This is a genomic window from Anaerobiospirillum sp. NML120448 (assembly GCF_023050945.1).
In the GTDB taxonomy this organism is placed as follows: domain Bacteria; phylum Pseudomonadota; class Gammaproteobacteria; order Enterobacterales; family Succinivibrionaceae; genus Anaerobiospirillum.
On record NZ_JALKIM010000086.1, the window covers coordinates 1 to 14,294 of the forward strand.

Sequence of the window (14,294 nt, forward strand, 5' to 3'; positions counted from 1 at the left end):
TTGATGATGCCACCTACTATGTATGTGGACCACAAGGATTTATGGATATGGCTTTAGATGCACTCATTTCCAATGGAGTACCAAACGAAGCTATCCGTTTTGAGCGCTTTAGTACAGGTCGCTAAAATTAAAAACCTAACTTCACTTTTTGGGGTTAATTACTTTTTACACCTAGGTTATAAGGGGCCCCCCTTATAACCTAGGTAAATACTACCTTTTAGTCGAATTTGTACTCATCATTTTCCTCCCCCTCTTCCTACCAAGGCTAGTGCTTAATTCATCTAAGGCCATGGCAATGGCCATAACACTATTAGTGATAGGAGCTGCGACTTATTTGCTGTTATTGCAGCTGCTGTTGCAACTGTTGTTATTTTGCTCGTAGGTTGTGAGGTGCTATTTTTTTGATCTGTATTGCTTTTTTCTTAAGCCTAAGAGAGATTAAAAGCCTTATAATTTAGCTAGAAATAAGGAGGTGCCTTCATGTTTAGAATTCGAAAACAGCTTCTTTTGTTAGCTTTGCTTGCCGCTACTGCCCTTAGCAGTGCTTGGGCTTATAAGGAAAGCATTCATATTGAAAAAGATGATTTGAATGGCGGCTTTTATTATTATGGTAAAAATAAAGAAGAGCAAATTTACGAGCGCTATGATAACTATGGCAATCTAGATGGCTACGATACTCCTGATGGCCCTGTATGGAAAAATTCTGATGGTACTTGGGATACCCCTTATGGCGAGTTCATTCCAGATAAACACGGCGGCTATGAGCACAAAGATGGCTATTTAGAGCCTGATGGTAATGGCGGCTATTATTTTCACAAATATTAACCCTTCTAAAAAGGCCATTGGCACAAAGTGCTAATGGCTTTTTTATCTACCCCAAGCTTTGCTCTCATGCCCAGCAGCGCACTTAATGACCAGCGCCTTTCATGCCTTGCGGCACTTTATTCCCAGCGGTGCTTTTTTCCTTGACATGCGTTATGCCTTGCGGCGCTTTCTGCAAGAATACCAGTGCTATTTAACTATTTGGCCGTTTTCTTAGCTAATTAAGGCTGTAGTTGGGATAGTGCTGGCACTTGCGCATGCATATGCGCATATGCTGCGCTTGCGCTTGTGCTTATGGAATATGAACTAACTACCCCCAGAGGGCCTTAACCTTAACCTTATGTTGTTGTTGCAGCTGTCTAAATTGAAAAAAGCCATTTGCAAACAAGAGGGCAAATGGCTTAGTTTGGTTTGTTTTGGTTAAAGTAAAATGCGTTGATGCATTTGTCTATACTCTGGCATACAGCTAATAAAGGCTTTAAGCATTAGGGCCTGCTCTAGCTCGATATTTTCGACATCCACATGTAAGGATGGATCAATAGGCAGACGTAAATAGTCTCCAAAGCAATAAGTTAAGAATACATCGATATCAGCTGGTGCATTAAACAATCTATTCTCAAAAGAAATCTTACGGGTTGGCAACATATCACGCATTCTAAAAGCATTACACTTAATGCTATTGTGACAAAAACCTAAGGAGAAGAATAAGGTTGGCTCAGCACAATCAAGATCAAAAGCCAAATCTTTGATGTTCTCATTGGTCAAATCTCTAAAAGACTTATGATATGACTCTACATCGTGATAGCGACTACGCTTTTTACTGTGAATTACATTAAGAGTTTGCAGCTGCTTAGTGAATGCTAAACGCTCTTTAATGGACATGCAACGATACATAATTTCATAGCAAAAGACATCTACACTTACCTCAGGAATACTCTTATGGCGCACTTTAATCATGTTCCAAACACCAGTAGGAGCTGAGTGCAAGGTAGCAAACAAACCATCAATGCTGTTATGGCGATTAAAGACACTAATAAAGCGCTCGTAGTCTGATAAAGACATAAAGATATCTAAATCATCATCCCAAGGAATAAAGCCACCTGTTCTAGCAGCGCCTAATAAGCCACCTCCTGCTAAGAAATAATCCATGTCAGCAATAGAGCACACACGATCAATTTCTTCTAAAATGCGCAAGGATGCCAATTGAATATAACGCAAATAACCAGTAGCCTGACCTATGCCATCACCCGAGCGTAGATAATTATTAATTGGGGTGATCACATCTTTAACCTTGATTACACTATCCACGCAATTACTCCTTTTTTTAAAGCACATTCCTTTATAAGCATATCAACCACAGCAAGAATGTAGAACTAGCTAAAAGCTCTAGTTAAAGCAACTAATCGAAAGATCTAAAACATAATAAAGGATGCTTACTCTTTCTAAGCATTACTAAAAGTGCTTAATTATCTGCTTTGTGTTCTACTTCACAAAAATAGAGCATAGTATACTAGCCAAGATAAGCTTTTAACAGCCAGCCTTGGTGCCATTATGGTACTTTTAGTACAATTAGCGCTTAAATTGCGTATGAGCAGCACTCAAGTGGGTAGCTCTTTATTGGTGGGTTAATGGTATGGATAATGTTGTAATGGAAACTAGCGTGGGTATGCAAGAGAGCAAGCAGAACTCTAAAGATACACAGCTTAATCAGGAGCAAACTTTACAGAGCAAGAGCTTAAGTTCCTGTTTGCAAGAGTTAAAAGATCACCTTAGCCCTGTTGAGACTTTAGGCTATCGTCTACCGCTTAAATCTTTATCAGCTCTTAGTTTAATTGAGAAAGAGCAACTTACCTTTGGTTCACTACAAAAACAAGCTTGCTTGGGTAAGGCTTTAATTTTGGGCGGCGCTTTTGTTGATGTGACCTTGCTTTTAGACCACATTCCTCCTGTAGGAGGAGACTCCTATGCTCAAGAGCTCAATGTTGGTGTAGGCGGTTGTGCTATTAATGTTGCAAACATTGTCCGTGATTTAGGCATAGACCATAAGATTAAAGTGCCTTTAGGCAATGGCCCTTATGCTAAGTTGAGCCATGATCAATTATTACAAGATGGCTATGGAGAGTCTGATTTCATCATCGTTCCTCAGAGCCCATATGATTGTGCCTATTGCTTATGCATGATTGATAAAGATGGCGAGCGCACTTTTGTTGCAGTGCCAGGCATTGAAAATCATATGCAAAAAGAGTGGCTTAGTGATTTGGCCATTGAGGATTATGACCTTATTTACTTTGTAGGCTTTGATTTAACTGATGACAATGGTTTGGTCTACCTTAATGAAATTAAAGAGCGTAAAAAGGACAATGCTGTAATTTTCTTTGATGCAGGAGCTCGAGTTAATTTCATTAAACCAGAGGCTTTTGAGCTTCTATTATCCTTAAATCCTATTATTCATCTTAACCGCATGGAGCTAGAGCTCATTACTAAGACTAACAATATTAAAGCAGGATTAGAGCACTTAAGTACTCTCACCTCCGCCCCAGTAATCTTATCCTTAGACATTGATGGCGCTGTGGTTAGCTACCAAGGTCATTACTATCACTTCCCAGTAGTGCCACAAAAAGTAATTGATGCTACAGGTGCGGGCGATAGCCAGTCAGCAGGCATTATTGCCGCCCTATTAAAAGGTGCCACCTTAGAGCAAGCTATGTATTTAGGCAATACTTTAGCCTCCTACTGCATCAAGCAAGTTAGCGCCCGCTTAAGCTTACCATCAGATTTTAGCTATTAGCTTTAAGTCAAATGAGGATAGAGGGGAGCATAGATGGCGCTTTTGGTAATCAGTAAATGGGCGCTGTGGGGCTTAGAGCTTAGCCAAAAAGATAATTATAAAAATCAGGTATAGCCTCAAATAAAAGATAGTAGCCTCCATATAGGAGAGCTGCTATTATTGCCAAGCCCAAAATATTCTCAAAATTGTTTCTTACAAAAATATATACGAGACATAAGACTAAAACCAAAGGGCCCACTACCCATGGTGAGACAAAGAACAAACAAAGAACAAATATTACGCAAAATGTTTTAATTTTTTCTTGCCATGTTGGTGCAAAACTAGCTACAAAGGCTATGATCAAGGTTGCTAAAATAAATAGGCCCATAATACCCTCCGTCCCATATTCTTTTGCACTTATTATCCCACAAATCATAAATGGCTTATATATAAGCCAAACCACTAACAAAGCTAGCCTCTTGAGAAAGTTTTTGCTCTTTTAGTGCAAATGTCTAGTTATACGGGGTTAATTGTGTCTATAATGGTGCAATTGATTCAGATATGGTGCTTTAATCGGCAAATGTGTCAGATTAAGGTAAGCTAACATAAGCTATAGACTTAAAAGTCTAAACTATCAATTTTGCTTTAACTGTAAGTTTTGGCTTATAAAGATGCCAAGACGTAGGTTAAAGCGTTGTTTATTTATTTTTTTCTAATCCTTGCCCAAGCTTTAAGCTTAAGAAAAGCAAGTGATAGCCCATTAATTTAACAACTAGGGCTCAAAGCTGCTTTAATCGGCCTTAAGCTTTAGCTTAACTTTGGAGTGTTTATTCATGAGTAACGTAAATGATCAAAGCAAGAAACGACTAAGAATCGCAATGCAAAAGTCTGGTCGTCTTACCGACGAGACCGAGCGCTTATTTAAAAGCTGCGGTATTAAGATCAATGAAAACCGAGATCATCTACTCGCTCATGCTGAGAACATGCCGATTGATATTTTGCGTGTCCGCGATGATGATATCCCTGGTTTAGTTATGGATCATGTAGTTGACTGGGGTATCGTTGGTCAAAACGTTCTTGAAGAGACTGCTATGCAGCGTAAGCTTGATGGCTTAAACACCTCTTATCGTGAGGTATGCAAGCTCAAGTTTGGTGATTGCCGCTTAGCTATTGCTGTTCCTCAAGAGCAAGAGTGGCATGGTGTTAAAGATTTAGAAGGCAAGAAAATTGCCACTACCTATCCTCACTTATTACGTCGTGCTTTAAGTGCTCAGGGCGTAAACTTTAAGAGCGTATTATTAACAGGCTCTGTTGAAGTTGCCCCTCGTGCAGGTTTAGCTGATGCTATTTGTGACTTAGTAGTTACTGGCGCTACTTTACAAGCTAATGGCTTAAAAGAAGTTGAGACCATTTATGAGTCTCAGGCTGTGATTATTGCTCGTGATCAAGAGCTTTTCCCTGAGAAGCAAGCCACAGCTGATCGCATCTTAACTAGACTTCACGGTGTGTTAACCGCCAAGGAGTCTAAGTACATTATGATGAATGCTCCACGTAACAAGCTCAAAGAAATTACTGCCCTCCTTCCAGGCGCTGAGAATCCTTCTATTATCGAGTTAGAGGGCGATTCAGAGCGTGTTGCTCTTCACGTAGTATCTCGTGAAAAGCTCTTCTGGGAAACCATGGAGAGCCTCAAAGAGTTAGGTGCTTCCTCTATCTTGGTGGTACCTATTGAGAAAATGCTTGACTAGTTAAATTAGTTAAACAATCAACCTTACTAAGGATAGAAGCCAAACAGCTGAGGGTAACCTTGGTTGTTTGGTTAGATATTATTTTTTATTAAGGCTCCATTGACCCTACTATTCTTAGTTGTTAATGTTTTTCAACTTGTAATTTCTTTGAAGAATAAGCATGGATATTATTAATTGGGAAGAGCTAAGCTCTCAAGAACGTATTGCTTGCTTGAAGCGCCCTGCTGTAGATAGCGCCGATTCTGTTCAAGCTATTGTTAGCGATATTATTAAAGCTATTACCGAGCGTGGTGATGAGGCCTTAGTTGAATTTGCTAAAAAGTTTGACAAGTGCCCAGATGGCAATTTAAAACTTACTCAAGATGAGATTCAAGCAGCTTGTGAACGCATTGATCCTGCCTTAAAACAAGCTATTGATGATGCTTATATCAATATTAAAAAGTTCCACGCCGCTCAAGAGCCTTGCCATGTAAAGGTTGAGACCGTTGATGGTGTAGTATGCCAAACCGCTACTCACGCCATTGAGAAAGTTGGTTTATACGTACCAGGCGGCTCAGCACCATTAGTTTCTACCGCTTTAATGCTCGGTGTTCCAGCTCAAATTGCTAACTGTGAACAAATAGTATTAACCTCTCCATACCCTCTATCTGATGGCATTATTTACGCTGCTTGTAAGTGTGGCATTAAAGATATTTTCAAAGTTGGTGGTGCTCACGCCATTGCAGCTTTAGCTTACGGCACAGATACTGTACCAAAGGTACATAAGATTTTCGGCCCAGGTAATCAATTTGTAACCATGGCTAAGCGTTTGGTAAGTGAAGATCCAAATGGTTCTGCTATTGATATGCCAGCAGGCCCATCAGAGGTACTAGTAATTGCTGATGCTCAGGCTGATGCTGACTTTGTAGCAGCCGATCTCTTATCCCAAGCTGAGCACGGCCCTGATAGCCAAGTTATTTTAGTATCAGAAAGTAGTGACTTATTAGAGCGCACTCAAAAAGCTTTAGATGAGCAATTACAATTGTTACCACGCAAAGAAATTGCCCTTAAAGCCCTCAGTAAGAGCCGCTTAATTAAGACTAAAGATCTTCAAGAAGCTATCGAGATCTCAAATACTTATGCTCCTGAGCACTTAATTGTGCAAATTGCTGATCCTCATGCTATTGTAGATAAGCTACGTAATGCTGGCTCTATTTTCTTAGGCTCCTATACTTGTGAGTCTATGGGTGATTATGCCTCTGGCACCAATCACACCTTACCAACCTATGGTTATGCTAAAACTGCTAGCGCCTTAGGTACTGATGATTTTAGAAGACGCTACACTATTTCTTGTGCTAGCGCTCAAGGCTTACGTAATATTGGCCCTACTGTTGAGATCTTGGCTGCTGCTGAGGGCTTAGATGGCCATAAAAACGCTGTGACCATACGCTTAAATAAGATTGGCCGTAACAGCGATCAAAATTCATGCAATAAATAGGATTGGAGAATTAAAGTGGTTGATTTAACAAAGCTTGCTTGTGAGCATGTACAAAAACTTGAGCCTTATCAAAGTGCCCGTCGTATTGGTGGTCATGGCCATACCTTTTTAAATGCTAACGAGTCTCCAAAGTCTGAGTTTTATATTTTTAACTCTACTACTTTAAATCGCTATCCTGACTGCCAACCTTTTGAGGTTACTCAGGGTATGGCTGATTATGTTGGCTTGCAGCGTGATCAAGTTTTGGTAAGCCGTGGCTCTGATGAGGCTATTGGCCTATTAATTCGTACTTTCTGTGAAATAGGCGAGGGTATTGTTATTGCTCCTCCAACCTATGGTATGTACGAAATTGCTGCTAACACTAATCGTGCTAAGACTCATTATGCCAAGCGCAATGATGACTTTACCCTTAGCGCCGCAGCTATTGCCCAGGCAATTAATGAAGCACCTTTTAAGGTTAAATTAGTATTTATTGATAGCCCTGCTAATCCTTTGGGCATTCTTTTTGATAAAGACGAATTAGTAACTTTATTAAAGCAATTCCCTGAGGTGCTCTTTGTCCTTGATGAGGCTTATATTGAATATGCTCCTGAGCATACTTGTGTGCCTTTATTAAAAGACTACCCAAATCTTGTTATTACTCGCACTTTATCCAAGGCTTTTGCTCTTGCTGGTATTCGTTGTGGCTTTACCTTAGCTCACAGTGACATTATTGCTCTTATGACTAAGGTTATTGATCCATACCCAATTGCCGATCCAGTAGCTCAAATCGCCCGTCAAGCTTTAGCTCGTGGCGGTATTGAGCTTATGCAAGAGCGTGTCAATAAGTGCCTAGAATTAAGAGCAAGCCTAATTAAAAACTTAGAGGCTCTTCCTATTGTTAAACGTGTCCACCCAACTGAGGCTAACTTTGTGTTAGCTGAGTTTGTTGATGGCCCAGCAGTCTTTGAAGCTATGGTTCAAAAGGGCATTATTTTGCGCTCCTTTGAAACTAAACCAGGCTTAAAGAACAACATTCGTATCACTGTTGGTACCCCAGAAGAGCTCGATGAGGTCATGAGAGTATTAACTGCTATTGCAGGTTCTTAATAGTAAGTTAACTACTAAGTTTTACTTTTTTCTTTCATGATCAAAACCACTTGGTGCGAGCAAACCTACTTGTACCTTGTGGTTTTTTTCTAAGCTCTAATAGCACTTGTACTGAATTTTTTATGAAGAAATATCTTTTTATTGATCGTGATGGCACTTTAGTGTGTGAGCCAGAGGACTATCAAGTTGACGACTTATCCAAGGTAGTCTTTTTCCCACGTGTTTTCCCTTCCTTGTTAAAGCTTCAAGAAATGGGCTTTACCATGGTTATGGTATCTAACCAAAATGGCTTAGGCACAGCCTCTTTACCTTTAAACACCTTTACTCCTGCTCACGAGCATATTGTTAATACTTTTCACTCTCAAGGCCTAGTATTTGAGCAAATTTTAATTTGCCCTCATATGCCAGAGGATAATTGTGAATGCCGCAAGCCTAAATTAGGCCTAGTACGCTCCTACTTAAGCTCTGATAGCTGGTCACGTGAGCACTCCTATTTTATTGGTGATCGTGATACTGATTTAGCCATGGCGCAAAATATGGGTGTTACTGGCATTAGAGTGGGTCTTAAAGATGCCACCGATAAAGGCGACGGTGAAATCACTGATAAAAACAGTCCTTTTGCCCACATCAAAGCTTTAACTTGGGATGAAATTGTTGACTTTATAAAAGAGCGTGAAGCATCTTTAGAACAAGCTAAGCAAGTTCAAGGCCGTGTAGCTAAAGTAGAGCGCAACACTAAGGAAACTCAAATTAGTGTAGCTGTAGATTTAGACCACTGTAACAACAGCTCTATTAGCACTGGTATTGGCTTTTTTGACCATATGCTAGATCAAATTGCTACCCATGCTGCCTTTAATCTCCAAGTAAAAGTTAGCGGTGATTTACATATTGATACTCACCATACTATTGAAGATACCGCTATTGCTTTAGGTACTGCGCTCAAGCAAGCTTTAGGTGATAAGCGTGGTATTGGTCGCTTTGGCTTTATCGTACCAATGGATGAGCTTATGGCAACAGTCAGCGGTCAAAGCAATGATGAGCTTGCCACTTTAGGTGATCGCTGTGAGCTTGTTGAAACCAAGGCAGAACAAATTGCCGATAGCCAAGTTAGCGTGGCTATGGATATTTCTGGTCGCCCTTATGCGGTATTAGATTTTGATGCTAACTTTACCCGTGAAGAGATTAATGGCTTTGAGACCCAAATGGTTTCTCACTTCTTTGAGTCTTTAGCCGTGGCTATGGGTTTAACCTTGCACATGAAAGTTACCCAAGGTAATGCCCACCATCAAGTAGAAGCCCTCTTTAAGGCCTTTGGCCGTGCCTTGCGTCCAGCTATTAAGGTAGTATCTAACGAACTGCCTTCATCAAAAGGTACTTTGTAATTACCTGTCTATCATAAGTTTTTATACTTATTTTGGTGCTAGAAACTAAAGACCCCTTATCTAATATTTAATTAAATAATGGCTCTTTGTTAGGTGGTTTTATGAAAATTTGTATTGTGGACACTAAATCAGCCAACTTTAATTCTGTTGTCCAAGCTTTAAAGCGCCTTAATATTGAAACTAAGATCACTAATGATCTTAATGAGCTCAAACAAGCTGATAAATTAATTATGCCTGGAGTTGGCTCCTCTAGTGCAGTAATGTCAGGCTTGTTAGGTCACCCACTCGAGGATATTGTTAATATCGCAGGTGGCGACAAAATTGCCCATAGTGAACTTACTGACTTTATTATTAACTTTAAAAAGCCTTTATTAGGTATTTGCTTAGGCATGCAAGTACAAGCCCAAAGCTCAACTGAAGTGCCTCTTAATAGCGGCGTTGATAAAATCAACACTTTAGGCATTGTGCCAGGCCAAGTCCACGAGCTTGATGTTAGTGCTAATCATGAGCCATTGCCTCACATGGGATGGAACACTATTGAGCACAATGACCATCCTATCTTTAAAGGTATTGCTCAAGGTAGCTATTTTTACTTTGTGCATTCTTTCTGCTTGGATGTCAATGACAACACTATTGCTACCTGCCATTATGGTCAGGACTTTAGTGCTGCTATTGCTAAAGACAATTTTATTGGCGTGCAATTCCACCCTGAAAAGTCTGGAGCTAATGGCAATAAATTATTAGAAAACTTCTTGGCTTTATAAAACAAACAAAGGTGCTAATTTATGCTCATTCCAGCTCTTGATCTTATTGATGGCCAGATTGTGCGTCTTAAACAAGGCGATTTTAACGAAAAGACCGTTTTTAACTTAGATCCTATCGCAAAAGTTCAAGAATATGCTCAAGATGGTGCCGCTCTCATTCATATTGTTGATTTAGATGGTGCTAAAGATCCTAAAAAACGTCAATTGCAGCTCATCTCTCAGATGGTGAAAAACTGCTCTTGCCCTATTCAAACAGGCGGTGGCATTCGTACCTACGAAGATGTGCAAAGCTTGCTTGATATTGGGGTTAAACGTGTAGTGGTAGGCTCTGCGGCTGTAAAAGATGTTGCTTTTGGCCACAAGCTATTAAATGACTTTGGCCCTGATGCTATTTGCTTAGCCTTAGATGTAAGAATTATTGATTCTATGGCACAAGTAGCTATTCATGGCTGGCTTGAAACCTCACAAAATAGCCTTTATGACTTACTTGATGACTTCATGAAGTCTAATTTACAGCACGTATTAGTAACTGACATTTCTAAAGATGGCATGATGCAGGGTGCTAACAATAGCCTTTATGCAGATTTAGCCCAGCGTTATCCTAAGCTTGATGTGATTGCCTCAGGTGGTATTTCATCACTACAAGATGTAAAAGATCTCAAAGCTTTAGGTGCATCCTCAGCAGTATTAGGACGCTCCTTATTAAGTGGTGCTTTTACCCTTAAAGAAGCTCTTAATTTATGGCCTAATGATTAATTGTAAGAGGCAAGAGTATGTTAGCTAAAAGAATTATTCCCTGCCTTGACGTACGTGATGGCGTAGTAGTAAAAGGCGTACAGTTTAAAAACCACGAAGTAGTTGGCTCTATCGTTGATTTAGCTAAGCGCTATGCTGATGAAGGTGCTGATGAACTCGTGTTCTATGATATTACCGCCTCTGCTCACGGCAATCGTGTTGATAAGTCATGGGTTGAAAAAATTGCCTCAGTAATTAATATTCCTTTTGCTGTGGCTGGTGGTATTCGTACCATTGAAGATGCCAAGACCATTTTGGAATATGGCGCTGATAAAATCTCTATTAACTCTCCTGCATTAAGTGATCCTACTCTAATTACTCGCCTAGCCGATCGCTTTGGCGTGCAATGCGTAGTAGTTGGCATTGATAGCTATTTTGATGCTAACACTAATGAGTACCAGGTAAAACAATTTACTGGTGATGAAAAAACTATCACTACCACCTCTTGGAAAACCATTGATTGGGTTAAAAAAGTCCAGCAAATGGGCGCTGGTGAAATCGTGCTTAATATGATGAACCAAGATGGCATGAAAAACGGTTATGATATTAAGCAATTACAAGCCGTACAAGAAGTTTGTAATGTACCATTGATTGCCTCTGGTGGAGCTGGTAGCATGGAGCACTTCTATGACGCATTTGCTATGGCAGATGTATCAGGTGCTTTGGCAGCCAGTGTGTTCCATAAGCAAATTATTAATATTGGTGAGCTTAAGTCTTACCTTAAGTCTAAAGGAGTTCCAACCCGTGCGTGAGTTCTGTCATGGCTTTGAAAAGCTAAGTGAGTTAGATTTTGCTAAAGGTAATGGTTTAATCCCTGCTATTGTTCAAAATGCTCAAACTGGTCAAATTTTAATGCTTGGTTACATGAACGAAGAAGCCTTACAAAAGACTTTAGATACTCGTTTAGTAACTTTCTACTCTAGAGATCGCCAAAAGCTTTGGACTAAGGGTGAAGAGAGCCAAAACTTCTTACACTTACGCTCCATTACCTGTGACTGCGATAAGGACACTCTCTTAGTGTTAGCTCGTCCTGATGGCCCAACCTGCCATTTAGGCACCGTTAGCTGCTTTGATGAAAGCCCAATGGCCGATGCCTCCGTTAAGTATTTAGCCGCCATCAAAGGCCTAATCTAACACCAAAAACAAGACTAACTCTTTCCTACCCCCAATCCAGAAAGAGCCCCATTAAGCAAGCTCTACCATAGAGCTTGCTTAATGCAACTTCTCCCTACCCTCACCGCCAAGCCTGAAACTCCATAGCCCTTAAAATTACAAAAAATCAATATTTAACAAAATATGCATATTTACATCCATCTAATATCATAGTTATTGTTAAATCTATAATAGATAACATTTAACCCTAAACTCTCCCCACTACCACTACTTGCCCCCACACAATATTCAGCCCTATTGACTTAGCCGTGCGCAGCCCAAATAGCTATAGCTATTGCATCCTACTTCCTATTTAGAGCAATCTTGATCTTTAGGTTGCTCGTTAGAATTATTATTAAACAGTGCACTTAATCCAGCTTTTGGTATAAAATTCATTTGACATAAGTCCTTATTATTTTCTTAAGATTTCCAAATTATATTTGGTATAGACTTATGTCTTCTATAAACAAAACCTCAAACACAATATTGGTGCAACATACTTTAAAGTGTGATCTCTATCATTTCATGAGTTGGCCCTACTTCCTATTCATAGTTTGAGCTAAAGATTTGCTATTAATAGAAATTCTGGGATTTTAATAGGCATATGGCATATCAAAAATTCCACGGCAACCGCATGCAATGGCAATTTCTCGTTGCTTTTCACTAATCGCTCTGGTAATTAGTGCGCCATTAGACTTGCGTCTTGTATAAGCAACACTATCTAAACCTTTGATAACATAATCAATATCAAATGTATGCTTTGCTAGTTCGGCACGTGTTTTACCGCTTTTCAAAACTTTCATTTGATCAGTTGCTAATCTTTGTTTTAACTCCTCCAAAATTGATAGTTCTATGAAGTTTACGAAACACTTTCCCTCCATAGTTCTATCATTATGAGTTCTCTGAACATTCATGTTGCGGCCAGACTTTCCTGTTATGAACATACGCTCAAGATCTTGCTTGTATCCGTTAAACTCATAGCACTCTTGTGCAGAACATTTCCAAGTCGTAACATCAACAAAGATGCCTAAGTTCTTAACTGCATCATCTATAGCTTGTTTATCACAAATAAGCTTAGGTTCGCCATTGCCATCACCTTCTTCAACAATAAAGTACTTCATGATGCTTTCTTTTCTGAGACGCTCGCTTAGTTTTCCTTTACTAATCCACAGACTCTCAAACTTGTTAAGTTCATAGTTGAAGCACTCTAGTTGATATGCAGCAGTTAGCTCAGACTTAAATACGTGTACATAAACTTTAAACAGAGAACCATCTACCTTTATTTTTCGCTCAATAGTCAGACCTAAACATGCCCCATCGTTTAGAGCATATTTATGATTGCCTGTTCCTTTCTTTGCCTCAAGAAACTTTGCCTGAGCTATGTCAATAGATTCTGCAATCCAGCTAATATTAATCTTGGCTGCGAAAATACACTTAACTTTATTTTTGTAAGCTGTCAGCAGGTTCTCTTCTGAAAAGTAGCTTATATCAAGTGAAGCAGCACATTCAGGTACGTTGTCATGATGCTCGTTAAACGAATGCAACAGCTCCAATACAGTCTGACAGTCATTGATAAATCCTGGTAAAACCCTGTAGAAAATAGGCTGGCGTGTAGTTGTATTGAAGGTAACAGCCATACTAATCTGGCTGTCAAATTGCCCTTGTTCACCTGCTATTGTTGTACTATCAACACTGAGCAAAAGCTTAGCTTGCTTGTTTCTGGCTAATCGACAGGCAACATATCTTTGGACATATTCAAGATTCGCTCCGATCTGCTCATAGAAACAGCTAAGATCCCTACCATCTTTTAGAGCAATACCGTCTGGTAAAAATCTATTTCTTACCCAATGCTCGAAAGCTCTTGCAGAGTTGTCACCTGTACAAATATGGAATGCAGCTACGGTAAATATAGCATTAGCAGCGACGTTGCCGAACGAGGCTTGAAGATCCTCAATAATATTTAGCTCAAGAGCAATTCTGTGCAAGATAGGAACACAACTAACAGGTACGTCCATGGTTTCAGCATTCAATATCTGTTTGAGTTCATCATCACTAAGACTTTTGAATGCTTCTGGTACACCTAGGGTAGAGACATGAGGTATCAAAGGTACGCGTCTTGGCTTTCCTCCTTTTTGGAACTTTAAGCGATATTTCTCTCTGGAGTAAAAGACCATAGCCCGGCATTATTGATAGGTATCGATTGGTGATTAAAGAAAAACCTAAAAATTTAGGGAGAAAATTTGGATCGTTTTGATCCTTTTTTTTTGTCAAAATGTTGTAACTAGTGAAGTGATAAAA

Annotated in this window: 13 protein-coding genes; 10 read left to right on the forward strand and 3 right to left on the reverse strand. The window is 39.7% G+C overall.

The annotated features are described in order from the left end of the window. Positions 1-480: 480 nt before the first annotated feature. Positions 481-825 carry a hypothetical protein gene (locus MXE38_RS10770; protein ID WP_246914659.1) on the forward strand — a complete coding sequence of 115 codons (345 nt, stop codon included), beginning with the start codon at positions 481-483 and terminating at the stop codon, positions 823-825. Between the two features lie 417 nt (positions 826-1,242). On the opposite strand, the gene MXE38_RS10775 is transcribed toward MXE38_RS10770, so the two are convergent. Next, positions 1,243-2,130: a LicD family protein gene (locus MXE38_RS10775; RefSeq protein WP_246914662.1), complete on the reverse strand. Its 888-nt coding sequence runs from the start codon at positions 2,128-2,130 to the stop codon at positions 1,243-1,245. Positions 2,131-2,455: 325 nt separating this feature from the next. Between MXE38_RS10775 and MXE38_RS10780 the strand changes: the two genes are divergently transcribed. Further along, the gene (locus MXE38_RS10780) at positions 2,456-3,610 is read left to right on the forward strand and encodes a PfkB family carbohydrate kinase (RefSeq protein WP_246914665.1); all 1,155 of its coding nucleotides are present in this window, start codon (positions 2,456-2,458) and stop codon (positions 3,608-3,610) included. 79 nt (positions 3,611-3,689) lie between these two features. On the opposite strand, the gene MXE38_RS10785 is transcribed toward MXE38_RS10780, so the two are convergent. Further along, entirely contained in the window at positions 3,690-3,977 is a 288-nt protein-coding gene (locus MXE38_RS10785; protein WP_246914668.1) for a hypothetical protein, read from the reverse strand. A 445-nt stretch (positions 3,978-4,422) separates the two neighbouring features. Here MXE38_RS10785 and hisG point away from each other — a divergent pair, with 445 nt between their 5' ends. The 8 genes from hisG to hisI all read left to right on the forward strand — a co-directional run bounded on the left by hisG (position 4,423) and on the right by hisI (position 11,978). Further along, on the forward strand, positions 4,423-5,337 hold the full coding sequence (gene hisG, locus MXE38_RS10790; RefSeq protein ID WP_246914671.1) for an ATP phosphoribosyltransferase: 915 nt from the start codon (positions 4,423-4,425) through the stop codon (positions 5,335-5,337). A gap of 160 nt (positions 5,338-5,497) precedes the next feature. Beyond that, entirely contained in the window at positions 5,498-6,814 is a 1,317-nt protein-coding gene (gene hisD / locus MXE38_RS10795) for a histidinol dehydrogenase (RefSeq protein ID WP_246914674.1), read from the forward strand. A gap of 15 nt (positions 6,815-6,829) precedes the next feature. After that, on the forward strand, positions 6,830-7,903 hold the full coding sequence (gene hisC / locus MXE38_RS10800; protein ID WP_246914677.1) for a histidinol-phosphate transaminase: 1,074 nt from the start codon (positions 6,830-6,832) through the stop codon (positions 7,901-7,903). A 122-nt stretch (positions 7,904-8,025) separates the two neighbouring features. Continuing rightward, the gene (gene hisB / locus MXE38_RS10805; protein WP_246914680.1) at positions 8,026-9,285 is read left to right on the forward strand and encodes a bifunctional histidinol-phosphatase/imidazoleglycerol-phosphate dehydratase HisB; all 1,260 of its coding nucleotides are present in this window, start codon (positions 8,026-8,028) and stop codon (positions 9,283-9,285) included. 101 nt (positions 9,286-9,386) lie between these two features. Then, positions 9,387-10,049, forward strand: coding sequence for an imidazole glycerol phosphate synthase subunit HisH (gene hisH, locus MXE38_RS10810; protein ID WP_246914683.1), 663 nt, complete (start codon positions 9,387-9,389; stop codon positions 10,047-10,049). Between the two features lie 21 nt (positions 10,050-10,070). Next, entirely contained in the window at positions 10,071-10,805 is a 735-nt protein-coding gene (hisA, locus tag MXE38_RS10815; protein WP_246914686.1) for a 1-(5-phosphoribosyl)-5-[(5-phosphoribosylamino)methylideneamino]imidazole-4-carboxamide isomerase, read from the forward strand. Positions 10,806-10,822: 17 nt separating this feature from the next. Continuing rightward, on the forward strand, positions 10,823-11,596 hold the full coding sequence (hisF, locus tag MXE38_RS10820) for an imidazole glycerol phosphate synthase subunit HisF (protein WP_246914689.1): 774 nt from the start codon (positions 10,823-10,825) through the stop codon (positions 11,594-11,596). Then, positions 11,589-11,978 carry a phosphoribosyl-AMP cyclohydrolase gene (hisI, locus tag MXE38_RS10825; RefSeq protein WP_246914696.1) on the forward strand — a complete coding sequence of 130 codons (390 nt, stop codon included), beginning with the start codon at positions 11,589-11,591 and terminating at the stop codon, positions 11,976-11,978. The genes hisF and hisI overlap by 8 nt, the downstream gene beginning before the upstream one ends. A gap of 611 nt (positions 11,979-12,589) precedes the next feature. Here hisI and MXE38_RS10830 read toward each other — a convergent pair. Further along, a complete protein-coding gene (locus MXE38_RS10830; RefSeq protein ID WP_246914698.1) occupies positions 12,590-14,170 on the reverse strand; it encodes a transposase in 1,581 nt (526 codons plus the stop codon). Positions 14,171-14,294 lie beyond the last annotated feature (124 nt).

Coding starts and splice junctions, on each gene's coding strand:
- MXE38_RS10770 (WP_246914659.1), top strand. CDS start 481: ATGTTTAGAATTCGAAAACAGCTTCTTTTGTTAGCTTTGCTTGCCGCT.
- MXE38_RS10780 (WP_246914665.1), top strand. CDS start 2,456: ATGGATAATGTTGTAATGGAAACTAGCGTGGGTATGCAAGAGAGCAAG.
- MXE38_RS10785 (WP_246914668.1), bottom strand. CDS start 3,977: ATGGGCCTATTTATTTTAGCAACCTTGATCATAGCCTTTGTAGCTAGT.
- hisG (WP_246914671.1), top strand. CDS start 4,423: ATGAGTAACGTAAATGATCAAAGCAAGAAACGACTAAGAATCGCAATG.
- hisD (WP_246914674.1), top strand. CDS start 5,498: ATGGATATTATTAATTGGGAAGAGCTAAGCTCTCAAGAACGTATTGCT.
- hisB (WP_246914680.1), top strand. CDS start 8,026: ATGAAGAAATATCTTTTTATTGATCGTGATGGCACTTTAGTGTGTGAG.
- hisH (WP_246914683.1), top strand. CDS start 9,387: ATGAAAATTTGTATTGTGGACACTAAATCAGCCAACTTTAATTCTGTT.
- hisA (WP_246914686.1), top strand. CDS start 10,071: ATGCTCATTCCAGCTCTTGATCTTATTGATGGCCAGATTGTGCGTCTT.
- hisF (WP_246914689.1), top strand. CDS start 10,823: ATGTTAGCTAAAAGAATTATTCCCTGCCTTGACGTACGTGATGGCGTA.
- MXE38_RS10830 (WP_246914698.1), bottom strand. CDS start 14,170: ATGGTCTTTTACTCCAGAGAGAAATATCGCTTAAAGTTCCAAAAAGGA.